The organism is Streptococcus sanguinis (assembly GCA_013378335.1).
Classification (GTDB): domain Bacteria; phylum Bacillota; class Bacilli; order Lactobacillales; family Streptococcaceae; genus Streptococcus; species Streptococcus sanguinis_I.
On record CP040556.1, the window covers coordinates 1,952,711 to 1,976,653 of the forward strand.

General features: G+C 44.0%; 25 protein-coding genes and 1 riboswitch. Of the genes, 7 read left to right on the plus strand and 18 right to left on the minus strand.

Translation table 11 applies throughout. The annotated features are described in order from the left end of the window. Positions 1-102 precede the first annotated feature (102 nt). The 5 genes from msrB to FFV08_10000 all read right to left on the minus strand — a co-directional run bounded on the left by msrB (position 103) and on the right by FFV08_10000 (position 3,414). Positions 103-1,038, minus strand: coding sequence for a peptide-methionine (R)-S-oxide reductase MsrB (gene msrB, locus FFV08_09980; protein QLB52891.1), 936 nt, complete (start codon positions 1,036-1,038; stop codon positions 103-105). 198 nt (positions 1,039-1,236) lie between these two features. After that, positions 1,237-1,626, minus strand: a complete 390-nt coding sequence (locus FFV08_09985; GenBank protein QLB52892.1) for a DUF1310 family protein — start codon at positions 1,624-1,626, stop codon at positions 1,237-1,239. A gap of 86 nt (positions 1,627-1,712) precedes the next feature. Continuing rightward, positions 1,713-1,895 (minus strand): hypothetical protein, encoded by a 183-nt coding sequence (locus FFV08_09990; GenBank protein QLB52893.1) that lies wholly within the window; start codon positions 1,893-1,895, stop codon positions 1,713-1,715. Further along, complete coding sequence (locus tag FFV08_09995) at positions 1,892-2,296, minus strand: DUF1310 family protein (GenBank protein ID QLB53299.1); 405 nt, start codon at positions 2,294-2,296, stop codon at positions 1,892-1,894. Before FFV08_09995 ends, FFV08_09990 begins: the two co-directional genes overlap by 4 nt. A gap of 179 nt (positions 2,297-2,475) precedes the next feature. Next, positions 2,476-3,414, minus strand: a complete 939-nt coding sequence (locus FFV08_10000; protein QLB52894.1) for a dihydroorotate oxidase — start codon at positions 3,412-3,414, stop codon at positions 2,476-2,478. A gap of 353 nt (positions 3,415-3,767) precedes the next feature. Between FFV08_10000 and FFV08_10005 the strand changes: the two genes are divergently transcribed. From FFV08_10005 to FFV08_10015, 3 genes are read left to right on the plus strand one after another with little or no spacing between them, the layout of a single operon-like run. Further along, complete coding sequence (locus tag FFV08_10005; GenBank protein QLB52895.1) at positions 3,768-5,114, plus strand: NADP-specific glutamate dehydrogenase; 1,347 nt, start codon at positions 3,768-3,770, stop codon at positions 5,112-5,114. A 31-nt stretch (positions 5,115-5,145) separates the two neighbouring features. Next, a complete protein-coding gene (locus tag FFV08_10010; GenBank protein QLB52896.1) occupies positions 5,146-5,631 on the plus strand; it encodes a GNAT family N-acetyltransferase in 486 nt (161 codons plus the stop codon). Continuing rightward, complete coding sequence (locus FFV08_10015) at positions 5,632-5,796, plus strand: NADP oxidoreductase (protein ID QLB52897.1); 165 nt, start codon at positions 5,632-5,634, stop codon at positions 5,794-5,796. A 96-nt stretch (positions 5,797-5,892) separates the two neighbouring features. Here the strand turns inward: FFV08_10015 and FFV08_10020 are convergent, their stop codons facing one another. The 6 genes from FFV08_10020 to FFV08_10045 all read right to left on the minus strand — a co-directional run bounded on the left by FFV08_10020 (position 5,893) and on the right by FFV08_10045 (position 10,842). Beyond that, the gene (locus FFV08_10020) at positions 5,893-6,537 is read right to left on the minus strand and encodes a TetR/AcrR family transcriptional regulator (GenBank protein QLB52898.1); all 645 of its coding nucleotides are present in this window, start codon (positions 6,535-6,537) and stop codon (positions 5,893-5,895) included. Further along, the gene (locus tag FFV08_10025) at positions 6,494-7,558 is read right to left on the minus strand and encodes an NADP-dependent oxidoreductase (protein QLB52899.1); all 1,065 of its coding nucleotides are present in this window, start codon (positions 7,556-7,558) and stop codon (positions 6,494-6,496) included. Before FFV08_10025 ends, FFV08_10020 begins: the two co-directional genes overlap by 44 nt. Positions 7,559-7,817: 259 nt before the next feature. Next, complete coding sequence (locus FFV08_10030) at positions 7,818-8,186, minus strand: EXLDI protein (GenBank protein ID QLB52900.1); 369 nt, start codon at positions 8,184-8,186, stop codon at positions 7,818-7,820. A gap of 64 nt (positions 8,187-8,250) precedes the next feature. Then, entirely contained in the window at positions 8,251-9,153 is a 903-nt protein-coding gene (locus FFV08_10035; GenBank protein ID QLB52901.1) for a Zn-dependent protease, read from the minus strand. Between the two features lie 174 nt (positions 9,154-9,327). Then, entirely contained in the window at positions 9,328-9,957 is a 630-nt protein-coding gene (locus FFV08_10040; GenBank protein ID QLB52902.1) for a DUF4352 domain-containing protein, read from the minus strand. Between the two features lie 21 nt (positions 9,958-9,978). After that, positions 9,979-10,842: a mechanosensitive ion channel family protein gene (locus tag FFV08_10045; protein ID QLB52903.1), complete on the minus strand. Its 864-nt coding sequence runs from the start codon at positions 10,840-10,842 to the stop codon at positions 9,979-9,981. A 143-nt stretch (positions 10,843-10,985) separates the two neighbouring features. On the opposite strand from FFV08_10045, the gene sstT reads away from it, so the two are divergent. Next, a complete protein-coding gene (gene sstT / locus FFV08_10050; protein ID QLB52904.1) occupies positions 10,986-12,203 on the plus strand; it encodes a serine/threonine transporter SstT in 1,218 nt (405 codons plus the stop codon). 65 nt (positions 12,204-12,268) lie between these two features. Here the strand turns inward: sstT and FFV08_10055 are convergent, their stop codons facing one another. From FFV08_10055 to FFV08_10085, 7 genes are all read right to left on the minus strand, one after another. Then, positions 12,269-13,606 carry a sodium:alanine symporter family protein gene (locus tag FFV08_10055; GenBank protein ID QLB52905.1) on the minus strand — a complete coding sequence of 446 codons (1,338 nt, stop codon included), beginning with the start codon at positions 13,604-13,606 and terminating at the stop codon, positions 12,269-12,271. Positions 13,607-13,691: 85 nt separating this feature from the next. Next, a riboswitch (glycine riboswitch) is annotated at positions 13,692-13,784 on the minus strand. A gap of 166 nt (positions 13,785-13,950) precedes the next feature. Further along, positions 13,951-14,265 carry a thioredoxin gene (trxA, locus tag FFV08_10060; protein QLB52906.1) on the minus strand — a complete coding sequence of 105 codons (315 nt, stop codon included), beginning with the start codon at positions 14,263-14,265 and terminating at the stop codon, positions 13,951-13,953. Between the two features lie 85 nt (positions 14,266-14,350). Continuing rightward, positions 14,351-15,769 carry a C69 family dipeptidase gene (locus FFV08_10065; protein QLB52907.1) on the minus strand — a complete coding sequence of 473 codons (1,419 nt, stop codon included), beginning with the start codon at positions 15,767-15,769 and terminating at the stop codon, positions 14,351-14,353. A gap of 100 nt (positions 15,770-15,869) precedes the next feature. Then, positions 15,870-16,514, minus strand: a complete 645-nt coding sequence (locus FFV08_10070; protein QLB52908.1) for a GNAT family N-acetyltransferase — start codon at positions 16,512-16,514, stop codon at positions 15,870-15,872. A 10-nt stretch (positions 16,515-16,524) separates the two neighbouring features. Next, positions 16,525-18,858 carry an endonuclease MutS2 gene (locus FFV08_10075; GenBank protein QLB52909.1) on the minus strand — a complete coding sequence of 778 codons (2,334 nt, stop codon included), beginning with the start codon at positions 18,856-18,858 and terminating at the stop codon, positions 16,525-16,527. 54 nt (positions 18,859-18,912) lie between these two features. Beyond that, positions 18,913-19,464, minus strand: a complete 552-nt coding sequence (locus tag FFV08_10080) for a CvpA family protein (GenBank protein QLB52910.1) — start codon at positions 19,462-19,464, stop codon at positions 18,913-18,915. 10 nt (positions 19,465-19,474) lie between these two features. Further along, entirely contained in the window at positions 19,475-19,765 is a 291-nt protein-coding gene (locus tag FFV08_10085) for a hypothetical protein (GenBank protein QLB52911.1), read from the minus strand. Between the two features lie 188 nt (positions 19,766-19,953). Between FFV08_10085 and FFV08_10090 the strand changes: the two genes are divergently transcribed. Genes FFV08_10090 through FFV08_10100 form a run of 3 tightly spaced genes read left to right on the plus strand, consistent with a single transcriptional unit; the run spans position 19,954 to position 23,903 of the window. After that, positions 19,954-20,844, plus strand: a complete 891-nt coding sequence (locus FFV08_10090) for a ribonuclease HIII (GenBank protein ID QLB52912.1) — start codon at positions 19,954-19,956, stop codon at positions 20,842-20,844. Positions 20,845-20,847: 3 nt separating this feature from the next. Next, positions 20,848-21,477, plus strand: coding sequence for a signal peptidase I (gene lepB, locus FFV08_10095; protein QLB52913.1), 630 nt, complete (start codon positions 20,848-20,850; stop codon positions 21,475-21,477). 59 nt (positions 21,478-21,536) lie between these two features. After that, the gene (locus FFV08_10100) at positions 21,537-23,903 is read left to right on the plus strand and encodes an ATP-dependent RecD-like DNA helicase (protein ID QLB52914.1); all 2,367 of its coding nucleotides are present in this window, start codon (positions 21,537-21,539) and stop codon (positions 23,901-23,903) included. Positions 23,904-23,943 lie beyond the last annotated feature (40 nt).

Genomic DNA, 23,943 nt, shown 5'->3' on the forward strand with positions numbered 1-23,943 from the left:
ATTTTACCATGTTCAAGGAGACTTGGCTTATATAAATAATTTATCGCCGTGATAAAAAATTTATATGACTGATTGAAGCATTTGAGTTGATTTTATGCCCTTTTACTGCATGAAGGTCAGCAGATAGCCGTATCCTTCTGCTTCCATTTTTTCTTTTGGGATAAATCGCAGAGCTGCTGAGTTGATACAGTAACGTAGACCGCCTGCTGATTCTGGGCCGTCAGTAAAGACATGCCCCAGATGGGCATTGCCAGAACGGCTGCGCACTTCGATCCGCTCCATGCCATGGCTCTTGTCTTCATAATATCGCAGAACTTCTCTGGCGATAGGCCGGCTAAAGCTAGGCCAGCCGCAGCCAGATTCAAACTTGTCACCAGCAAAAAAGAGGGGCTCTCCAGTCGTCACATCTACATAAATCCCTTCTTCAAAAATGGCATTATAGCTATTATGGAAAGGACGCTCTGTTGCACTAAGCTGTGTCACCTGGTACTGTTCTTCCGTCAGCTGCTCTTTTAGTTCCGCATCTGTAGGCTTCTCATACTGGCCTGGATCGACCAAGGGCTGATAGGCATCATTGACATTGATATGGCAGTAGCCGCTGGGATTTTTCTTGAGATAATCCTGATGATAATCCTCAGCTAGGACATAGTGACGCAAAGGCTCTAGCTCAACAGCAATCTTTCTCCCCAGCTGCTTTTCCTGTTCAGCAAAGACTTGCTCAATGACTGTCTTATCGGCTTGATTGGTATAGTAAACGCCCGTCCGATACTGACGTCCTACATCATTTCCCTGCTTATTGACCGACAGAGGATCAATGACTCGGAAATAATAGAGCAGGATTTCCCGCAGGCTAATCTGCTTTTCATCGTAGACCAGATGAACCGTCTCTGCATGGTCCGTCTGGTGAATCAGCTGGTAGTTAGTTGATTCTACCTGTCCATTGGCATATCCCACTGTCGTTTCCTCCACACCCTCAATGCGGGAAAAGTACTCTTCCAATCCCCAGAAGCATCCGCCTGCTAGATAAATTTCTGCCATAAAAACACCTCATTTCTTTGCGTCTATTTTCTCATAAAAGGAAAGGAAATTATAGCGATTTGATTAGAACTTTCTTCAGAATGATATGAAAAACTGGGTTGCAATCAACATCAACCCAGACTTATCCATCAATTTCAGCGTCAACATATTGTTGTTTAGAAATATGTTGTCTTTGTCTATCAGTAAAATACACCATAATTATTCACCCTTTAGTAAATCACTTAGTTTTTTTGATACAATGCTACCACCAATTTCTAATTTTTTTGATGCATAATCTTCATTGATAGTATCTTTAATATACAAATCTTTGTTATTGTTAATATATGTAGTAATCACAATACCACCCATTGGATGAAGTTCTGCGGAATTATAATCAATTTTATATGACTTTATAATACCCGTTTCAGTTAAATACTGACTATCTAAATTCTTTATCCCTTCTTCAATTAATTGTTTTACTTCTTCACTTCTTACAACTTTAAGCATCTCTTCCCTTTGCTTATCTTCTTGCATTTGCTTATTCATACTACAGCCGCCCATAAAAATAATAATTCCAAAAACTCCCAAAATAGATAGTAATTTCTTCATTTCTACATCCCCTCCTTTACCTCTTTATACTATAAAATGATTTAATAGGGAATGACTCTATATTACAATAAAATTATCGTAGAAGATTATACGAGTCTGATTAACCAAACTAGAGCAATTCGTAAATAAGGTGGAAGAACAGCGTGACCAGTATTATCGTAAACTTGAGTGACTGTGCCAACACTTCTATCATATTGATCTTTTACTTCACGATTAAGAGAATTGTCGTTATCTTCAGTCATAGCCGTCTGAAGATTTTGATCATTCACATATTTTTTGCTCTTTTAACGTTTTCCTTTAACAAAGCTGATAATTTAGGTGATACGGTATAGCCATATGTTTCATACTCTCCATTGTCATTTTTTATCAATCCAAAATGAAAGTCCAACTCTTTATTGTTATTAAAATACAATCGAACCATCAGCCCCCCCATCGGATTATATTCTAATGTCTCAGTATCAATTTCATAAGATTGAATAACTCCTTCTCTTGTTAGAGCATTAGGATCATTCGCTCTCATATGTTCTTCATAAATCTTTCTTGCTTCTTTACTAGTCGCAATGCGTATCATTTCCTGTTTCTTCTGGTGTTGGTGCATACTAAATCCTATGATAACCAGTCCCATAAGCACTAGAATACTGAGTACACTCCATAAGAATTTTTTATTCATCATAATTTCCCTTTCACACTATCTTATCAATTTATTTTACTTATAGTATCGCACAGTTCTAGGATATCATTTAAAATGTGGAGGTTAGTAGTTCCCAGATATTTCCATCGCTCTAAAAAAAGATTGAAGAAAGTCTTCAAATATGGAGCTTTCTTCAATCTTAGACAGTCGTATTTTAATTACCCCTCAATATACTTCAATTTTCCTCGGAAATCTTCCAGACTTTCATAGCCTTTTTCTTCCATAATAGCCTTGAGTTCTGCAGTGATTCGCTCGAAGGCTGCCACTCCTTCTTTATGAAGGGTTGTTCCTACCTGCACCATACTGGCTCCACAGAGGATATGCTCAAAAGCATCGCGGCCAGTCAGGACACCTCCTGTTCCGATGATTTGGATTTCTGGTTTAAGGCGTTGGTAAAATGCATGGACATTGGCTAAAGCGATCGGTTTGATGTACTGTCCTCCGATACCGCCAAAACCATTTTTCGGACGAATGACCACTGACTCATCTTCTATATAAAGACCGTTTCCGATAGAGTTTATACAATTGACAAACTTGAGCGGATAGTTGTTAAAAATCGCCGCAGCCTGGTCAAAATGCACGATGTCAAAATAAGGAGGCAGCTTGATGCCCAACGGCTTGGTGAAATAAGCAAAAACTTCTGACAAAATCGTTTCAGTCGCTTCAAAATCATAGGCAATCTGTGGCTTGCCAGGGACATTGGGGCAAGAGAGATTGAGCTCAGTAATGCCTTTAAAGTCACTTGCCTGCACTTTCTGAAGAATGGTGTGGGTTTCTTCTGGCGACATACCGACCAAAGAGAGGAAGAAAGTACGATTTGGTTCGCTTTCCTGGAGTTCCAGCAGGTAGTCAAGATAGTAGTCTAAACCATTGTTGGGCAGTCCCATGGAGTTGATAGACCCCAGCGGAACATCCTGATAGCGCGGTTCTGGGTTTCCCGGGCGAAATTCCAGCGTCGCCGTCTTGGTCACAAAGGTTCCCGCAGCAGAATCTTTGACTTCTGCCAGTTCCTCTTTTGTCATGCAGGCAACCCCAGCTGCATTCATCAGGCAGTTATCAAAATTAAAACCAGCAATCTGTGTCGATGTCGAAACCATAGTAAAACGCTCCTTTTTCTTCTGAAGGCGAGTGCCTTTAGCTCATTTCCTCTATTATATCACCAAAACCCGCTTTTTCGTTTTTTAAACCAGCAATTCCTGACTAACGTTCGGAAAATATCCAGTTCGATTGACCCTCTTTCTGAAATATTTCAGAAAACAAATTGTGGAAATTTTTAGAAAATTCAACTTTTTTCTTTACAAGGGAAAAAAAGTCTGCTATAATGTTCCATGTAATAAAATATGACATTTAAAAGATGTCTGTTTTAAAGTTTTAAACACATCCTCGTCATACAAGCTGCAAGCAGCTTCCGACAGGATGGTTTACTATTTTATTTAAAGGAGAATGACAGATGACAACTGCTAAAGAATATATCCAAAGCACTTTCGAGACCGTAAAAGCACGCAACGGACACGAGGCAGAATTCCTCCAAGCTGTTGAAGAGTTTCTCAATACCCTGGAGCCCGTTTTTGAAAAACACCCAGAATACATTGAAGAAAACATCCTAGCGCGTATTACTGAGCCTGAGCGCGTTATCAGCTTCCGTGTTCCTTGGGTTGACCGCGAAGGTAAAGTACAAGTTAACCGTGGTTACCGCGTACAATTTAACTCAGCAGTTGGCCCTTATAAAGGCGGTCTTCGTTTCCACCCGACTGTAAATCAAGGGATCTTGAAATTCCTCGGATTCGAACAAATCTTTAAAAACGTCTTGACTGGCCTGCCAATCGGTGGTGGTAAAGGTGGATCTGACTTTAATCCAAAAGGCAAGACAGATGCTGAAGTGATGCGCTTCTGCCAAAGCTTCATGACTGAATTGCAAAAACACATCGGCCCATCTCTTGACGTTCCAGCTGGTGATATCGGTGTCGGCGGACGTGAAATCGGCTACCTCTACGGCCAATACAAACGCCTCAATCAATTCGACGCTGGTGTCTTGACTGGTAAACCCCTTGGATTTGGCGGCAGCTTGATCCGTCCAGAAGCAACTGGTTACGGCTTGGTTTACTACACCGAAGAAATGCTCAAGGCTAACGGCCAAAGCTTTGCTGGCAAGAAGGTGGTTATTTCCGGTTCTGGTAACGTAGCCCAATATGCTCTCCAAAAAGCTACTGAACTCGGTGCAACTGTTATCTCTGTATCTGACTCAAACGGTTATGTCATCGATGAAAATGGTATTGACTTTGATCTTTTGGTTGATGTTAAAGAAAAACGCCGTGCTCGTTTGACTGAATATGCAGCTGAGAAACCAACTGCTACATACCATGAAGGTTCTGTATGGACTTACGCTGGTAACTATGATATTGCTCTGCCATGTGCGACTCAAAACGAAATCAACGGCGACGCAGCTAAACGCTTGGTTTCTCAAGGTGTTATCTGTGTATCTGAAGGTGCCAACATGCCTAGCGACCTGGATGCTATCGCTGTTTACAAAGAAAATGGTATCTTCTACGGACCTGCCAAAGCTGCCAATGCTGGTGGTGTAGCTGTATCCGCTCTGGAAATGAGCCAAAACAGTCTTCGTCTGTCATGGACTCGCGAAGAAGTTGACGGCCGCCTCAAGGACATCATGACAAACATCTTCAACACAGCTAAGACTACCGCTGAAACTTACGGACTTGGCAAAGATTACCTGGCTGGTGCTAACATTGCTGCTTTCGAAAACGTAGCCAACGCTATGATCGCCCAAGGTATTGTTTAACTAGTCGATACATCCTATCGGAGGACAAATCATGAACTTACGGCCAATGGAAGTGAGAGACAATCCAGCTGTAGCGCAGCTCATTCGAGCCAGTCTAGAAGAATTCGGGCTTGACAAACCAGGAACTGTCTACTTTGATTCTCATCTAGATCATTTGGCCGACTATTATCAACATCAAGAGAGGGCAGCTTACTTTGTTCTGGAAGATGAAGGTCATCTCGTTGGCTGCGGTGGCTTTGCACCTGTGTCTGATAAAATTGCTGAATTACAAAAACTGTATGTCACTAAAAACAGTCGTGGCAAAGGTTATTCCAGTCGGCTGATAAAGCAGATATTCCAAGAAGCCCGCCTAGCAGATTATGAACAGCTTTATCTAGAAACCACTACTGAACTAGCTACGGCCGTGGCCGTCTATCAACACTATGGTTTTACATCACTGCAACAACCAATTTCTAACGCTGCCGGCCACCCAGCTATGAATATCTGGATGATAAAATCTCTCTTATCAGATGAATAGATGTCGGTATACCCTGGCTGTCTCAAGAACATCATGACCAACATCCTCAACACAGCTAAAACTACCGCTGAAACTTACAGACTTGGCAAAAACTACCTGGCTGGTGCTAACATTGCTGCTTTCGAAAACGTAGCAAACGCTATGATTGCCCAAGGTATTGTCTAAGATTCATTTGCTCAATCCTCAATCATTATGATTGGGGATTTTTATGTTGGCTTCAAAAAAGCTCACTATTTAAAATAGTAAGCTTAAAATCAAGATTTATTTTACTTCTACTAATGCAAAAGACAGGCATTCAACTATTTCATTTACTATCTCATCTATATCTAGGTCCTCATTATCATTCAACATCATTGGAAGAACATAAGAAAGACTCAAAGCTAAAATATAGCGAACGATTCTTTCGTTTGACCAATTTCTGATGAGGCCCTTTTCTTTAAACTGATTCAGAACTGGACTAATTGGCCTAATGATAGAGTGAACAATAACATTCCCTAACTGGTTAGAAATAGTATTATCAATAAAAGAACGACTCAAGAGAATTTTAACTTGCATTTGATTCTCCTGAATAAAAACTAGTCTATCACGAACAATACTTCTCAAAAACACTGAAAAAGTCTCTTGGTTTGCTGTAAATTTCTTCTTAGAAAAATCAGCAATCACATCTGGAATAACTTGATCAAGAAAAGTCGATAAAATTGCTTCTAAGATGCCTTCCTTGGTCTTAAAGTAACTAAAAACCGTCCCTTCTGAAACTCCAGCTTCCTTGGCGATAAGACTTGCTGTTGTGTTTTCAAAACCAATTTCTGAAAATAACTTTAGACTTGATAACAGCACTTGACGTTGTTTTAAACTCAAATTGCTATTTTCTAATGTCTGGGCATACTTTTGTTCTAAACTTTCCACCACTAGCACCTCCCTGCTCCTCTCTTACTTTTACGACTTTCTTACCTCGAGTGTGTCCCAATTTCAGACTACGATATGCTTCTCTAACTGACTTTAGAGAAAAGTCATATACTTGATCAATATTTAGCTGAACCTTCCCATCTGAGACCATCTCCGCTAGAGCCTTAAAATCATCATATGTAGAGTGTCTCGGACCCGTGAACTGAGCTCCTCTTATTATAACATATGGAGAAGGTACTAGAGTTCCGATCTCACTCCCCTTCAAACCTAGACTAAAAGCTAACTTAACGTAATCACTTCCATAGCAATCCAAGAACTTTGTAATCGGCTTTGGGGTTGCTGATAGAAGAGCATTTTGGATATTCTCTTCGTAAGCTACTGGTATGGCACCTAAGGACTTCAGATATTCTGAATTCTTCTTACTTGCAATTCCGATAACCGTTGCACCCTTAGCAACTGCATACTGTACTGCAATACTTCCAATACCACCAGTCGCTGCTGAAATAACTACAACATCTTTAGAATTTAACTCAATCTTTCTAAATGCACCACCCACAGTTAGAGAGGCTACACCCATAGTAGCTGCGTGGTTCATATCAATCAGCTTTGGTTTTAATACAATTTCCGATACATTGACACAAATTTCTGTTGCCAAAGTTCCCCTCTTGGTCCCCAATCCAGGGTCACTGATCATTGATCCAAAAACCTTATCCCCTACTGAAAACGTATTCACTCCTTCACCAATTTCTGTGATAACTCCAGCAAAATCCCTACCAACACCTCTTGGAAAAAGAGATGATTTCGACTCAAACCAACGACTGGGATTCCTTAGTTTCGCCATAAAAGATAAAAATCTAAGTGGCTTTGCACCCTCAAAAGTCTTATAATCAATAGGATTTAAACCAACAGCATGAACTTCTACCCTAACTTGATTCGCTTCTAAAGAATCAGATTTAATATTCACCAAATTTAACACTTCTTCATTACCGAAACGACTATATTGTATTGCTTGAACAACCATTTTATAAACTCCTTTACCCCTCACGTATTGAGTGAGTACTCAATCATTTTTTTGATTATACGCTTATTCTTCAAAGATGTCAACTATACTGTTCCCACAACTTCTAACTAAGTTAGATGTTCATAATAAAAATGGATCGAATTTCAGTATCTTGGTAAATAAAAAAATACTGCTGGCTTAATAGCTCTATATTTACTTATAAAAGATTATAAAACTAGAACTCAAAGAAATCCGACTGCTTATAAAAGCGGTCGGATTTTTATATATCTAATTTTTCAAAAAACTTGCCTGCTGACTGCTTTTCTTTTAGCTTCTCCAGCAGCTCATTCTCCAGAAAAGGACTTAGTTCGTCAAAATCTTGACAAACCTTAAAGACAGTTTCTCTGTCCAACTGGTCATAAGCTAGTTCGTAATAGTCCTTATTATGATGCCAGTTCTGGTCATAATTGACATCTGTTCGCTGATAGTAAACGATGTTTTGCTTCGGTGTCAGGTAAAGCTTCTGTGTTAGAATGCTTTTCTGATCTTTGGACAGCTTGCTACGATTGAAAATCTTGACACCTTGAAAAATCTTGCGCTCATGGATACCTTGATTTGTAACTTTCAATTCAACTCTTTTATAGTGCATATAGTCACCTCCAGAAATTACCTACATTATATCAGGTTCAGGCAGATTTTCAAGCAGAAATGTGTCATTGCCAAAAGTCTTTCGTCGCCTCTAAAATCTCTTCTGTCGATGTTACTGTCGCTTCAATAATGCTCTTGCCAGTCTTTTTCAGATAGGCTTGTATCAAATGATAGCCATAAGCATAGCCCGCAGCATAAGGCATTCCAACTGGTATCTGACCCTGTATCTCTGCAATTTCATCACCGTAGAGATATGGAGCCATTTCCGCCATCCCCGTTAGCTGAAGCTGACTTGAGATGATGGGCTTAATCTCCTCTAATTGCTCTGGACTGGTTGAAGTGACCCAAGGTCCAATGAGTTCTTTACCATAGAGCTCAGCAGCAAAAGACTCTGCCAATCCTTCACTAACTACCCAGTCTGCTAGTGTCGTCTGCTGATTCCATTTGATAAATTGGAAGCGGACATTGTGATTGCACTCGTGGGCTAATGCCGCCTGCACACGTGGCAAAGTATAGTCATTTGGTAGTAGACTAAGCATGAGGTAGCCTGGAATTCCTCCATCTCCGCTGTAACCCTTATTGAGCTGTAGCATAGGCTTGTCTGGATTGCCCAATAATATAGTAAAATGGTAATCCTCAACCTCTAAATCATAGCCAGCCTGTTCAAAAAGACCAATACTCCTTTTGATGGTATCCTGGCAGTCTTGCCAGAGTTGATCAGAGCTCAGAGAGTCGATAGCTGGTCTATCCTTTTCCGACAGAGTTCCAGGCAGCTGATTCATAAAGCCAAGTAGAAATAGAGCATCAAATCCTCCAGGATACTTCGCTTTTAAAGGAATGTGCTGAGTTTGGTATTTAGGAGCAAATGGAGCGAGTATTTTCGCTCGAAAACAGCCCTCCCTTTTATCAAATGGAAGTTCAAGCAGCTCTTGATAAACCTTATCTGAACGAATCATATTGATTTTCATGGTAATCTCCTTTTCTAATTTTCACCAGTATACACCCTCCTCTAAGGTCATAGTCAAGAAAAAGATTTGAAACTTTTGTCTCAAATCCTCTTTCATCTATAACATTTGCTGCCTCCACTTTCAAATCTGGGTGCGGAAAGTAGCAAAGGTATTAGAGTAATAGGATAATTTTCCCTACTGCTCCTTCTTTTTCTCTTGCTTTAGCTTGCTTTTCTCCTTTTGCCACTTAGCATTTTCATAGGTCACGGTATAGGTATCCTCATCGCCGCCTTCCCCATCAAAAACCAAGTCAAAGCGGATAGACTTGCCTGGCGCCAGATTGGTGCCGATTTGTGTATTGTCAAAGGTTGAGCCGTCCAAAATATAGACATTTTCCTTCTTGTCATAAAGTCCAAAGTCATAAGGACTGACCAAAATGGGCTTTTTAGAAGTATTTTCAACCGTGATGGTTGCAACGACAGCTACTCCTGTTGACTCATCGCTCATGACTCTCTTGCTATCTTCCACTGCCGAATGAACTGTCACCTTGAGTCCGCTGGAAAATTCAACTGTTTTCTCAAAAGCGTGGCTGGAATAGGTCTCTAAAGGCGAGTTATGGTAGCCTGTGAGGGACTTGAGATGGTCATTTTCCTCCATAAGGCCAATCGTAGTAATGACGAGGATTATACTGAGCAAGGCCAGAAGAAAGATGATAATACCAGACACCAGAGCTGCCCAAAAGAGACCCTGCTTGTGGAGAGGACGTTTTAAACGGTAAACAAGATTGTCCTCACTGACAATCTCCTGCTGAATTCGCTGATTCATATGGACCTTTCTAATCAATAATTACTTGCCTTTTGAAAGAGGTCCAAGCGTCGGAAGCTCAATCCCCTCTCGTAAAAGCGCCTCATGGTACAGACGGTAGAAGATATGGTAAATAGAAATCTGCATACCTCCCTGCACTATCATACTGATACGGAAGTTGAACTGGCCATTTGAAGCCATCTGCGGCCCCAAAATATTCGGTTCCTTGAGAATCTCTGGATGTTCTGGCACTGCTTCTTCATTGACCTTAGAAATGATATGGTAAATCTCGTCCAAATCCGTCTGGGCATAAATGGGAATGTCAATCAGAACACGCATATCGCCTCGAGACAGATTACTGACAACCAAGATATTGCGGTTTGGAACAAAATGCAGCGTTCCGTCCGCGTCCCGTACCTGCGTCGTCCGAATCCCAACACTGATTACTGTTCCAGCGATGTTGATAAGACCGTTAGTCAGGTGGACATCGTCACCGACATCTAACTGTCGCTCAAGAAGAATAAAGAAGCCATTGACCAAATCCGACAGGAAGCCCTGAGCTCCCATCCCAATCGCCACCCCAGCAATTCCGGCACCAGCTAAAAGGCTGGAAACCGGCAGTCCCAAGATGGATAAACCCCAGTAAATCAAGAGAAAATACAAGACATAATTAAGCAGATTCTCAATCAGACGAGTGATAGTTTTCTGTCTGGCTACATCTTGCTTGGATAGCTTGAGAGAGGGGGCAATGATCTTGGCCACTGACAAATGCAGGATTTTCTTAACGATGTAAAATAAGATAAAAAGCAGAAGTAAAGAGACCAGCTTGGAAAAAAGGTCATCTGCAATCTTGCTCCAGTCAAACTGCTGGATATAGTGGGAAAAGACATTTCCGATCTTAGACATAGGCTACCTCCAAAAAGATTACTACCATTATACCACAAAGACCAATCAGCGCGGACATAGAATGGTTAACTCGACCTAGCATTGCTTTCACTCCCTTTCTATCGTATAATAAAATAAGTATCTAAGACAAGAGAGGAACTTACATGCTCCATCGTTTCATCACCATTTGGAATAAAACCAATCTAATCAAGCGGATTTCCATCGGTATTGGCATTGGTGTCCTACTGGCTGTCATCTTTCCCCAAGCACAAGCCATCGGACTTCTGGGCCAAATCTTCGTTGGCGGCCTCAAGGCCATCGCTCCGCTCCTAGTCTTCGCTCTGGTGGCAAATGCCCTGTCGCAGCAGCAAAAAGGGCAAAAGAGCAATATGAAAAGAGTCATCTTGCTCTATCTTCTAGGAACCTTTGCGGCTGCCCTAGTCGCAGTACTAGTCAACTTCTTCTTTCCAATTAGCATAGAGTTGGCTTCGTCCTCCCAAGAAGTTTCTCCGCCAGATGGAATCGGACAAGTTCTCAGCAATCTTCTGCTTCAGCTGGTGGACAATCCCGTCAACGCCCTCATCACCGCTAACTACATTGGCATCCTGTCCTGGGCTGTCATCTTTGGAATTGCCATGCGGGAAGCCAGCCACCACAGCAAGGAACTGTTGCAGACCTTGGCAGATATCACTTCTAAGATTGTCGAGTGGATTATCAATCTAGCCCCTCTTGGTATTCTAGGCTTGGTCTACACGACCATTTCCGGCAAAGGTTTCCAGGCTCTAAAAAGCTATGGTATCCTGCTGTTGGCCTTGATAGCCAGCATGCTGATTGTCGTTCTGATTATCAATCCTTTGATTACCTTTATCATGCTGCGGAAAAATCCTTATCCCTTGGTCTGGCGCTGTCTGCGAGTCAGTGGCGTGACTGCCTTTTTCACGCGCAGCTCTGCGGCTAACATCCCCGTCAATATGAAACTCTGTCGGGATCTGGGGCTCAATCCAGAGACCTACTCGGTCTCTATTCCTCTGGGAGCCACTATCAACATGGCAGGGGCTGCTATTACTATCAATACCCTGACCTTGGCTGCTGTCAATGCGCTGGGTATCAGGGTTGACTTTGGCACGGCTCTAGTTCTCAGTATTGTAGCGGCAATTTCTGCCTGCGGGGCTTCCGGCGTAGCTGGCGGTTCGCTTCTGCTCATTCCGGTCGCCTGCAGCCTCTTTGGGATTTCCAATGATTTGGCCATGCAGGTAGTCAGCGTCGGTTTCGTTATCGGTGTCATTCAGGACTCTTGCGAGACAGCCCTCAACTCTTCTACTGACGTTCTCTTTACAGCTGTGGCCGAGATGAGCGACTGGCCAAAAGAAAAACGCTATTAATTTCGACAAAAAACCTCTAGACTTCCATCATTGCGGAAAGCTAGAGGCTTTTTTATGTGTGAAAGTTAGTTCTTTCGATGCTTGGCAAAATATCTCTTCGTCTCACTGATGACAATAGGAGACAAAACTAATAAGGCAATCAAGTTTGGCAAGGCCATGAGGGCATTGACAATATCTGCAATAATCCAGACCGCCTCTAGACCCACAAAGCCACCGAGAATGATCATAAGGACAAATATCAGACGATAAACGCGGATATAGCGCACCCCAAAGAGAAATTCAAAACAGCGCTCACCATAGTAGTTCCAACCCAAGATAGTCGTAAAGGCAAACAGAACTAGAAAGACTGAAAGCAGAACTGGACCAAAATTATCAAAAACAGTCGCAAAGGCTGCCTGAGTCAGGGACACACCGTTGAGATTGCCATCCCAGACCCCTGTGATTAAAATCGTCAAGCCTGTCAGACTACAGATAATCAAGGTATCGATAAAGGTTCCGGTCATGGAAATCAAGCCCTGTTCTACCGGTTCCTTAGTCCGAGCTGCCGCCGCTGCAATGGGCGCTGATCCCAAGCCAGATTCATTGGAGAAAACTCCACGCGCAACCCCGTTTTGAATGGCCATCTGGATGGTCGCACCGGCAAAGCCACTGACAGCTGCTGTCTGACTAAAGGCTGAACTAAAGACCAGCTGGAGAGTCGGCAGTAATCGATCTAGATTGACCGCTAGGACAGTCACAGTCCCCAAGATATAAATCGCTGCCATAAAGGGCACAACCTTGGTCGATACTCGAGCAATAGACTGGATGCCGCTGAAAATAACCAGAGCTACTAAAATAGCCAAGATAGAAGCTGTCACAGCTGGAGGCAGCTGAATGGTATTCTGCATGGCCTCTGTGATGGAATTGACCTGCGTAAAGGTCCCAATCCCCAAAAGAGCCACCAAGATACCAGCTATCGCAAAAAAGATAGCCAGCGGGCGCCACTTCTCGCCCATCCCTAGTAAGATATAGTGCATGGGACCGCCCGCCATAGCACCATGAGCATCCTTGCGCCGGTACTTGATAGCCAATAGGCCTTCGGCATACTTGGTCGCCATCCCAAAGAAAGCAGCTACCCACATCCAGAAGAGGGCACCCGGTCCACCGGTTTTAATGGCCGTTGCCACTCCGATGATATTTCCTGTTCCCACAGTCGCGGCTAGAGCCGTACAAAGAGCCGCAAAGCTAGAGACATCGCCCTGATGCTCCTCGTCTGATACAAAAATTAGCCGAAAGGCACGCGGAAGTCGAAAAATCTGCAGCAAGCCCAGACGCAGACTGAGATAGATACCGGTACCAACCAGCAAAATGAGCAGGGGTGGTCCCCAAACCAAAGAATCCAACCGATTCAATATTTCCAACATGATATAAGCTCCTTTTCACACCGAGAAAAAGAAAGAGCACATGCAAAACATGTACTCTGGATGCGCTGGAGTAGGGAAATCCCTGCCTCTTCGCTCTGTCCTTTTACCTGAGAGTTTGAGCGGTTCTATACCGCCTTGCCCCTTCGGTGCCATTCATGGTCTCTCCAGAGTTCCGTCCATTTCACAGTCAGAGGTGCCTGCCTCTTTCTGAAAAACTTCGTTCGGTGTTGATTATTAATTTTCTATTATTCTAAAAGAACATTCGCCTTTTGTCAATATTTTATGAAAATTTTTGAGCATGTAAACGTTTTTTGATACAAAAAAGAAGCCCTCAGGCTTCTTGCTTAGCTTAATTCAGCGATAATTGCCTTGAGCTGGTCTTTGGTGTGAACACCTGCGACTTGCTTAACGACTTGACCATCTTTCTTGAACAAAAGGGTCGGAATGGACATAATGCCAAATTCACGGGCAGTATTTGGATTTTCATCCACATCCATTTTAAGGATTTTCAATTCATCCTCATGAACTTCTCCTGCCAACTGCTCCAAGATAGGTGCCTGCATACGGCACGGACCGCACCAAGTTGCCCAAAAGTCAATCAAAACCAATCCCTCTTTTGTTTCTTCTGCGAATGTTGCATCTGTAACTGCTGCTACCATAAATCTTCTCCTTTGAATAGCTTACTTTTGATAACATTTTACACCAAAAACATCAGAAAGAAAAATATTTGCTACGGGTAGTACCTTAGTCACTCAGTGAGAAATGGTTGGTCATGAGATTGCTGGCATCCAAGAGAACTTTCTCCAAGAGCTGGTCTGTCGCTTCTTGCACCTTATCGCTCATGGCTTGATTTTCAGCTTCAAAGTCCACATCCTCGCCCTTGGCCAGAGCTTGGTCTACCCGACCAATCATTTCATGACCCCAGGCCATCGTCTTCTCTTGGTAATCATCCAAATCACCGACATGACTGCTAAAATGAGCATCAGCCAGACCAGCAATCAAGCGATTAGCCCAGTAGAAGGAATCTGTCGAAACCTTGTCCGTTGTGTTGGCAAAGTAGTCTGGCGTTGTCGAGACTTGAGTAAAGAAAGGAACAGCTGTATTGTAAGGCATAGAGCCGTAAGATAACCACTGGATACCCGTCGTTGCCTGCGGTTGATTAGGGCGCAGCTGCAAGATAGCTGTCTGACTGGTTCGATTGATTCCAATGGTCCGAAAAGCCCGTCTGCTGTGGCGGTCGCCCTCTGCTCCGTAAGGATCATAAGGCGAATCCTGATAGTGACTGCTCAGGACATACTTGACATCTTCAATGGTAATCTTGCGATAAGGCTTGCGGCACCAAGGAATGAAGAAACTCCTTGGATCTTGTTCCACTTCTGGATTGAGAAAACGCTGGATGTCCCAAGCACGCGGTGTATTGTAATGACGGTCCTTATCCTTCTGGCTGCCAAAAGCATAGCGGGGATTGAAGCCCTTGTCCGAGTAATTCAGATTGAGATAGTTTTCCTTGATAAAGTTTTTGAGATTTGGATGACAGAGGAAGTGATCAGGATTGTCAAATTCAAAATAATCACTGCCCAGCTGATTGGGGTTGGTCACGTAGGCATCATCTGGCACGCGCCGCGCCATCCAATGGTGGCCGCCAATGGTCTCCAGCCACCAGATCTCATTAACATCTGAAATAGCAATCCCATTAGACTCATAAGTACCGTATTCTTCTAAGATTTTCCCTAGACGAAGAACTCCTTCTCGTGCCGTCTTGATATAGGGGAGAACCAGCGTAAGGATATCTTCCTCGCTGATACCTGACTCTACCAAAGGATCAGCTCCCAGCACGCGGCTATTAGTCGTAATCGTTTCCGTTGCGCTGACAGCAACATTGTAGCTGTTAATTCCAGCTGCTCCCCAAATCCCATCCTTGGGAACTGCATCTGGCACTGCCGTATAGCGGACTGGATTGTCCGGTAAATCCATCTCAAAAGAGGTCAAAACAGACTGATAATGGCGGGGCTGATCTTGTGGCTCCACTACGACAAATTTCTTGGGTGTAAAGACCCCATTTTGTGAATCCTCTGTACGAGCTACAATGGTTGAACCGTCGTAACTGGCTTTCTTTCCAACCAAAATAGTCGTGCAGGAATCTGATGCATGCTTTATTCTCATTATTTTCCCTCCGAAACACTTTATGCTGCTTACATTATAGCAAAAAGCAGGCCCTCATAAAAGAACCTGCTGCTATCTCTTCGCTGAAACTTCCAATGCCTTATTCGATTTTCAAGACATAGGTATGCTCTTTGTACAGTTCATCAATCTCAAAATGCTCCAAATCTTCTTCCCTTGAGACAATATAATGCCCTTCTCTTTGATAATAGCCTAAGGAATTTCCCGACTTGTCTGTCAGACAGATTGTCCGCTGCTTCCTATCAACGCTGAAAGAAAACGGTGTTTGATCTTTGGGGCGTCCGACAACTAAATAATCTTGACAAATCAGCTTGCCGCCCCACTTCTGATAGAGGTGATTTGCTTGTTCTCCGTCTCTGGTAAAGATGATCAAGGCCTCAACATTCTTTTCTTGCAGTTTCTCTCGAGCAGTTTGAAAGAGGTGGCCGGCTATCCCTTGATTCTGAAAATCAGGATGGACAGCCAGATTAGCGAAGTAGGCTATCTTTTCTCCTGGATAATATGCATAAGAACGACTTGCTTCTTCGGTATATACCCCAATATCTAGGAGCCCTACAACCTGATCATCTTCAACTGCTATGAGCTCAATCGAATCTTGGTAAGGCTCTTCAGTAAACTCATCCTTGCTACGGCTCATATCATCAAAGAAAGGCGAAAAGAGATAACTCAAAGCTTTTGTATAAACCCAACTTCTCTCATAAGTCGAGTCATAGGTTTGTATTTTCATATATGGCCTCTTACTTAAAGATCACAATCGTCGCGCCGCTGCCGCCAGCATTTTGCGGGGCATAGCCAAAGGACTTGACGTGCTTGTTGCGGCGGAGGTATTTTGTCACCCCTTCACGGATGACGCCGGTCCCAATACCGTGGATAATATCCACCTGAGCCATGTTATTGAGGAGGGCCTGATCGATAAAGGCATCCAGCTCTTCCATGGCCTCTTCATAGCGTTTGCCGCGCAGATCAAGTCTAGCTTTGGGTCCAGCAGTATTGGCCCGCTTGACCACATTAACCTGCTTGCGCTTAGGCTGCTGCTCCTTTTCAGCCTTGAGCAAGTTAAACTCCTGCTCTTCTAGAGTCATCTTGATCAGACCGATCTGAGCTTCCCAACGGCCGTCTTTGAGCTGCTTGACCAAGGTTCCTCGCTGACCATAGCTGGTGACTAGGATATCATCTCCCACCTTGGGTGCCCGATTTTTCTTGGCCTGCTTGAGCACCTTATTTTTTGATAAATCAACCGTTTCAGGAGCCAGCTTTTTGAGCTGAGCCTTGGCCTCGATAATCTCATGCGGTTTGAGACTGGACTTATCATGGAGATTTTTGAGAATGCTCTCACTCTCTGACAAAGCCAAATCAACGATTTCCTGGGCTTCCAAGCGCGCCTTATTGAGCTCGGTTTCCTTTTCTCGGTTAAACTCATTGTAAAGTTTTTTGAGGGCTCGGTTAAATTTGAGATTTTCCTGCTCAACCTCACGGATATTATCCAAGCGCTTGCGGCTTTCCAGCGTCTGCTCCTCTAGGCGCTCAATGATTCGATTGACATCACTGTCTGTGTCAGTCTGCTCTTGGGCATGACGGACGATAACTTCTGCCAAGCCCAAACGTCGAGCGATTTCAAAAGCATTGGAGCGGCCAGGCACTCCCTGCATAAAGCGATAGGTCGGCCTTAAACTATCTGTATCAAATTCCATGCTGGCATTTTCTACCCAGTCCGTCTCAATCCCATAGGCTTTGAGCTCAGGATAGTGGGTCGTCGCCATGGTTTTAATCTGTCTTAGCCGCAAATCTTCCAAGATAGCAATAGCCAGAGCTGCACCCTCCTGCGGGTCAGTCCCGGCTCCCAGCTCATCCAACAGAACCAAACTCTCGCTATCAACCTGCTCTAAAATAGAGACGATATTGGTCATGTGACTGGAGAAAGTCGACAGGCTTTGCTCAATGGACTGCTCATCACCAATGTCTGCAAAAATCTGACTGAAAATCCCGACGCGGCTCCCCTTGTCCGCCAGAATCGGCAGGCCTGACTGGGCCATGATCTGAGCCAACCCCAAGGTCTTCAGCATGATGGTCTTACCACCCGTATTAGGACCGGTAATGACAATCTCTGTCAAGTCTGACCCAAAATGCAAGTCATTAGCCACTGCATTTTCAATCAGGGGATGACGGACACTGAGCAGTTGGATATCCTGCTCCTCCGACAGGTCTGGCACCACCGCTCCCGTCTCTTGCATGAAGCGGACCTTGGCACGCACCAGGTCCAGATGTCCGATAATCCAAGCATTGTTGGCAATTTCAGCTGCATGGGGACGGAAGAGGTCTGATAATTCCTGCAAAATCCGCTGAATTTCATAACGTTCGTCCGCCCGACTGCTGGCAATTTCTTCGTTGAGATTGACAACTGCTCTAGGCTCGATATAGACGGTATTGCCGCTGGCTGAAATATCGTGAACCACACCAGAAATGCGGTTACGATAGGTATTTTTCACAGGCAGCACATTGCGGCCATTCCGGCTGGCCACTACCTGATCCGCCAGCATCTCTCCCTTGGTTTTGAGAATCTCTTGGAGGATTTCCCGCACCTGGTTTTCATTTTCTTGAATTTTTCGGCGGATACTGCTCAAACTCTCGCTGGCAAAGCTTTCAATAAAGCCGCCATCATTAACAGCTTGCAGACTTCCTTGCAGCTTAGGGAACACAGCTAGATTATCAAACAGACGGTCTAGCTTTTCCAAGTGCACATTTTCCAAGTCCTCATAAAAGGACTTGAGCTCCTGAGTCACAGCCAAGACGCGCTTGAGTGCCAAAAACTCCTCAATATTCAAGTCGCTCTCCAGCTCCAAGCGCTTGGTCAAGGCAGTAATATCCTGAGTCGCGGCCAGACTAAAGTGCGGATGCTGCACAAAAATCTGCTGCATATCTGTCATTTCCAGAAAAGCCGAGGCCACCGTCTCCTTCTTGCTAGTCGGCAAAAGCAGGCCCAGCTCCAGCTGCCCCTGCTCGGTCAAAAGATAGGGAGCAAAAAGTTCTTTAATCTTGCTAAATTCTAAGGTTTCTAAAATCTTTGTGTTCATAATTTTCTTTTCTAGTAAAAAAGAACCCAGCTAGCAGGCCAACTGAGTCGTCTTTTATCCGATAACTTGATTCACCCAGAGATCTTTGAGGATATTGGATGTGATAGGGGTATACTTGACAATAAAGCGAATCATGAAGCTGCTGTTGAGTCGCTCCTGAACCATCTCCATCGGCACCGTCGCTAAAATAGTCAGGCACATTCCCAAAACAAAAATAGAGATGCAAACAGCAATGGCTCCGCTGGTCACATTGTACCATTTGGTATCCAGCTTATTGGGGTAGGGAATCAGATTGGCAAAAATCCCAAAAAAGCGCCCAAGGATGTAGACAGCCGTAAAAATAATGAGATAGGCCAAACCAGCATAAAAAACCTGGTCCAACTGAAAGAGCTGGGAGCTAGGGAAAAAATAGGTCGAAGAGCCCTGAGTCGCACTGGCATAAGGCACCCAAAGGCTGATAAACTTAGCCAAGCTCTTATAAAAAGCTCCAGCCACCAGCATAGAAACCATAGTTGCAGCAGCATAATAGCCCTGCAGAACAATACCACGCGAGTAGCCAATATAAAAGCTCCAGGCCAATATTAGTAAAATAACAATAGAAAACATTATTTCTCCTCTATTTACCTGACTTTTCTCTCAGCTCACTGAGCATTTTGTGACGAAAATCTTCTAGTTCTTTTTCCTTGTCGTCAAACTCAATCTCGCGACTGAGCTGGGTAGATAGGCTATTGACCGCCAGCAAAATCGCCAGGACTTCATCATCTGCCGCAGGCATCTGCTCTTTGATAGCCTTGTATTTTTCCTTTGCTACCCGTTCTACTTCTTCCATAAAGAGATTATCGTGTTCTGTTGTTAGAGTTAAGGTCTTGTTTCCAAATGTAAATTTATATCGATTCAAATTTGCCATAAAATCACCTCATTGTATTATATCAAAAAAGAAGCCCTTTGTCAGTTATTAAAACACTTGGAACTAGACTGGGACTTTCTTTTTCATCTTTTTTGACATTGTAAACAGCGGTGTTCTCCTACAAAATTTTTGTAGGTTTTTCAATCTTATGACTTTCGACTTTTCCTTTTTATGGTACAATAGGGGGTATGGAAAGTATCACCCTCAGTCCCAAACAGCAAGAAATTCAGGCTTTTGTTAAGAAATATCAGAGCCAGCTGGCTCCCAGCAAGAACCCACATATTCAATATTTCTTTCGGCTGGATCAGGCGACGGTCAGTGTCTTTAGCTCCGGAAAAGTTCTCTTTCAAGGGGCAAAAGCTGCTCACTACGCTGGCTTTTTTGGCCATCAAGCGACCAAGACCAGTTCTAGTCTTGCTTCTCAGAATTTTGCCCTCATTGGGACGGATGAGGTCGGAAACGGCTCCTACTTTGGAGGTCTAGCCGTCGTAGCTTCTTTCGTCACTCCAGACCAGCACGACTTTCTGAGAAAACTGGGCGTTGGTGATTCTAAAACCTTGAACGATAGCAAGATTCGCCAACTGGCACCTGTCTTGAAAGAAAAGATTGCCCACCAAGCTCTGCTCCTATCGCCAGAGAAGTACAACGAAGTCATCGCTTCTGGCTACAACGCCGTCTCTGTCAAGGTAGCCCTGCACAATCAAGCTATTTACCTACTGCTGCAAAAAAGCATCAATCCCGAAAAAATCGTCATCGATGCCTTTACCAGCCAGCAAAACTACAATAAATATCTAAAGCAGGAAAAAAATCATTTTCCAAATCCGGTAAGTCTGATTGAAAAGGCTGAAGGAAAGTTTCTAGCTGTTGCGGTCAGCTCTATTATCGCTCGTGACCTCTTTCTGGAAAATCTAGAAAATCTCAGTCAAGAGTTAGGCTATACCCTGCCTAGCGGAGCCGGAAGCAAGAGCGACAAAGTTGCCAGCCAGATTCTTCAATCCTATGGAATGGCCGGTCTGCAGCATTCTGCTAAACTCCACTTTAAAAATACTGAAAAAGCACAAAAACTTCTAGAAAGGTAACCTATGAAAAAATCAAATACTGCTGTTGTCATTCTCAAAGAATGGGGCCTCTTTCTCTTCTTCATCTCTGTCATTATCCTGTCACGGCTCTTTCTCTGGTCCCCTGTAAAGGTAGACGGCCACTCTATGGACCCTACGCTGGCTAATGGGGAATACCTGCTTGTCCTCAAACATCAGTCTATTGACCGCTTTGATATCGTCGTCGCTACTGAGACAGACGATGACGGAACGACCAAGGAGATTGTCAAGCGGGTCATCGGTATGCCAGGTGACACTATTCAGTATGAAAATGATACTCTTTACATCAACGGTAAAAAAACAGATGAGCCTTACCTGACGGACTACATCAAGAAATTTAAAGAAGACAAGCTCCAATCAACTTACACTGGGGACGATTATGATGATAATGGTGAGTTTTTCAGGAAACTCGCAGCTCAGGCTCAAGCCTTCACTGTTGATAGTGAAGGCAGCCCTGTCTTCACCGTCAAGCTTCTGGATGATGAATATCTGCTTCTAGGTGACGATCGGATTGTTTCCAAGGATAGTCGCCAAGTCGGTACCTTCCAAAAAGAACAAATTCAGGGCGAAGCCAAATTCCGCTTCTGGCCGCTGCTGCCCTTTAAGACCTATTAAGCATACCGAACTCAGTTGAACTTCAGCTGAGTTCGTTTTAAAAGAAGAACCTATAAACTATGGAATTTTACTTTTCAGGAACGATTGAACGGATTATTTTTGAAAATCCCAGCAACTTTTTCCGCATCCTGCTCTTAGATATTGAAGATACAGATGCCGAGGATTTTGAAGATTTTGAAATCATTGTCACCGGCTCTATGGCAGATGTCATGGAAGGCGAAGATTACACCTTCTGGGGCAGTCTTGTCCAGCACCCCAAATATGGCCAGCAGCTGAAAATTTCTCGCTATGAGCGAGCCAAACCCAGCAGTAAAGGCCTAGTAAAATACTTCTCCAGCGACCATTTCAAGGGCATCGGGGTCAAGACTGCTCAAAAAATCGTCCAACTCTACGGAGAAGATACCGAGGATACCATTGACAAGATTTTAGCAGAGCCGGAAAAGCTGACTCAGATAAACGGCTTAGCAGCTAAGAACCGCGAGGCCTTTGTCTCCAAGCTCAGACTCAACTACGGGACAGAGATGGTACTAGCCAAGCTGGCAGCCTACGGCATTCCCAATAAGCTGGCTTTTCAAATCCAGGATACCTACAAGGAAGAAACGCTGGATATTGTCGAAAAATATCCCTATCAGCTGGTAGAGGATATTCAGGGGATTGGCTTTAAAATCGCTGACCATCTGGCAGAAGAACTGGGCATCCAAAGTGATGCCCCTGAGCGTTTTCGGGCTGGCCTTGTCCACACCTTGCTGACCCAGTCTATGGAGCGGGGAGATACCTATGTTGAAGCTCGTGATTTACTGGAGCATACCATCGAACTCCTAGAAAGTTCACGCCAAGTGGAGCTGGACCCTAGTCTAGTCGCTGATGAGCTGGCTCATCTGATTGAGGAAGATAAGGTCCAGAATGTCGATACTAAAATCTTTGAAAACAGCCTCTTCTTTGCTGAAGAAGGAATAAAAAATAATCTGATCCGTCTACTGGAAAAAGGCAAGCAAGATTCTTTCGATCCAGATAAGATTACTGCGGCTATCCAGCAAGTGGAGGAGAACTCCGGCATCTCCTATGACAGTATCCAAAAAGAAGCCATCCGTCAGGCTATCAATCAGAAGGTCTTTATCCTAACCGGCGGACCGGGCACTGGAAAAACGACCGTTATCAACTGTATCATCGCAGTCTACGCCCAGCTTCGCGGTTTGGATCTGCGAAAGGTCAATGATCTGCCTATTCTGCTGGCGGCTCCCACTGGACGTGCTGCTCGGCGCATGAACGAATTGACTGGTCTTCCTAGCGCCACTATCCACCGCCATTTGGGAATGACTGGAGATGATGATACCAGTCATTTGGATGATTATCTGGATGCTGATTTTATCATCGTGGATGAATTTTCCATGGTGGATACTTGGCTGGCTAATCAGCTCCTCAGCAATATCTCCTCTCAAACCAAGCTCTTGATTGTCGGAGATGCGGACCAGCTGCCCTCTGTCAGTCCAGGTCAGGTACTGGCGGACTTGCTGCAGATACCGACTATCCCACAGACCAAGCTGGAAACCATCTATCGGCAGAGCGAAGAGTCTACAATCGTCACACTGGCCAGCCAGATTCAGAAGGGCATTTTACCAGCAGACTTTACAGAGAAAAAAGCGGATCGCTCATATTTTGAAGCTAGAAATGAGCATATTCCGCCTATGATTGAGAAAATCGCTAGCGCAGCCATTCGCAGCGGTATCCCAGCTCAAGATGTTCAGGTATTGGCACCTATGTATCGGGGGCCAGCCGGCATTGACCAGATTAACAATCTTATGCAAAATCTCATCAATCCTGTAGAGAAAGACGAGCTGACCTTTGAAGCTCCCGACTGTCAGTATCGCCAAGGAGATAGGGTTATCCACTTGGTCAATGACGCTGAAAGCAATGTCTTCAACGGTGACTTAGGCTATATCAGCGACCTACTGCCTGCTAAGTTCACCGACTCCAAGCAGGACGAGCTAACCATTGACTTTGATGGCAATGAACTTGTTTATCAGCGTAGCGAGTGGTACAAGATTCGCCTAGCCTACGCCATGAGCATTCACAAGTCTCAGGGCAGTGAATTTCCGGTGGTCATCTTGCCCATCACCAAGAGCAGTCATCGAATGCTGCAGCGCAATCTCATCTACACCGCTATCACCCGCGCCAAGAGCAAGTTGATCCTACTTGGGGAAAAAGCAGCCTTTGACTATGCCGCCAAAAATACTGGAACCGCCCGAAAAACTTATCTAATCGAGCGCTTTGGCGACCTCCCGCAAGCTGAAACTAATATCCACAATCCTGTGGATAAAATGAAAGCACCTGTGGAAAACCATGTCCTGACTAAGGAAAATTTCCTGAAAATCGACCCCCTAATCGGCCTGACCGAGGAAGATATCCACAGTATATTCAGCACATAAATAAAAAGGCTGGGACAGAATTAAATTTTTTAGTTCTGTC

Excerpts from the sequence above, each read along its gene's own strand:
- msrB (QLB52891.1), bottom strand. The coding sequence starts at position 1,038 with ATGGCAGAAATTTATCTAGCAGGCGGATGCTTCTGGGGATTGGAAGAG.
- FFV08_09985 (QLB52892.1), bottom strand. The coding sequence starts at position 1,626 with ATGAAGAAATTACTATCTATTTTGGGAGTTTTTGGAATTATTATTTTT.
- FFV08_09995 (QLB53299.1), bottom strand. The coding sequence starts at position 2,296 with ATGAATAAAAAATTCTTATGGAGTGTACTCAGTATTCTAGTGCTTATG.
- FFV08_10000 (QLB52894.1), bottom strand. The coding sequence starts at position 3,414 with ATGGTTTCGACATCGACACAGATTGCTGGTTTTAATTTTGATAACTGC.
- FFV08_10005 (QLB52895.1), top strand. The coding sequence starts at position 3,768 with ATGACAACTGCTAAAGAATATATCCAAAGCACTTTCGAGACCGTAAAA.
- FFV08_10010 (QLB52896.1), top strand. The coding sequence starts at position 5,146 with ATGAACTTACGGCCAATGGAAGTGAGAGACAATCCAGCTGTAGCGCAG.
- FFV08_10015 (QLB52897.1), top strand. The coding sequence starts at position 5,632 with ATGTCGGTATACCCTGGCTGTCTCAAGAACATCATGACCAACATCCTC.
- FFV08_10025 (QLB52899.1), bottom strand. The coding sequence starts at position 7,558 with ATGGTTGTTCAAGCAATACAATATAGTCGTTTCGGTAATGAAGAAGTG.
- FFV08_10030 (QLB52900.1), bottom strand. The coding sequence starts at position 8,186 with ATGCACTATAAAAGAGTTGAATTGAAAGTTACAAATCAAGGTATCCAT.
- FFV08_10035 (QLB52901.1), bottom strand. The coding sequence starts at position 9,153 with ATGAAAATCAATATGATTCGTTCAGATAAGGTTTATCAAGAGCTGCTT.
- FFV08_10040 (QLB52902.1), bottom strand. The coding sequence starts at position 9,957 with ATGAATCAGCGAATTCAGCAGGAGATTGTCAGTGAGGACAATCTTGTT.
- FFV08_10045 (QLB52903.1), bottom strand. The coding sequence starts at position 10,842 with ATGTCTAAGATCGGAAATGTCTTTTCCCACTATATCCAGCAGTTTGAC.
- sstT (QLB52904.1), top strand. The coding sequence starts at position 10,986 with ATGCTCCATCGTTTCATCACCATTTGGAATAAAACCAATCTAATCAAG.
- FFV08_10055 (QLB52905.1), bottom strand. The coding sequence starts at position 13,606 with ATGTTGGAAATATTGAATCGGTTGGATTCTTTGGTTTGGGGACCACCC.
- trxA (QLB52906.1), bottom strand. The coding sequence starts at position 14,265 with ATGGTAGCAGCAGTTACAGATGCAACATTCGCAGAAGAAACAAAAGAG.
- FFV08_10065 (QLB52907.1), bottom strand. The coding sequence starts at position 15,769 with ATGAGAATAAAGCATGCATCAGATTCCTGCACGACTATTTTGGTTGGA.
- FFV08_10070 (QLB52908.1), bottom strand. The coding sequence starts at position 16,514 with ATGAAAATACAAACCTATGACTCGACTTATGAGAGAAGTTGGGTTTAT.
- FFV08_10075 (QLB52909.1), bottom strand. The coding sequence starts at position 18,858 with ATGAACACAAAGATTTTAGAAACCTTAGAATTTAGCAAGATTAAAGAA.
- FFV08_10080 (QLB52910.1), bottom strand. The coding sequence starts at position 19,464 with ATGTTTTCTATTGTTATTTTACTAATATTGGCCTGGAGCTTTTATATT.
- FFV08_10085 (QLB52911.1), bottom strand. The coding sequence starts at position 19,765 with ATGGCAAATTTGAATCGATATAAATTTACATTTGGAAACAAGACCTTA.
- FFV08_10090 (QLB52912.1), top strand. The coding sequence starts at position 19,954 with ATGGAAAGTATCACCCTCAGTCCCAAACAGCAAGAAATTCAGGCTTTT.
- lepB (QLB52913.1), top strand. The coding sequence starts at position 20,848 with ATGAAAAAATCAAATACTGCTGTTGTCATTCTCAAAGAATGGGGCCTC.
- FFV08_10100 (QLB52914.1), top strand. The coding sequence starts at position 21,537 with ATGGAATTTTACTTTTCAGGAACGATTGAACGGATTATTTTTGAAAAT.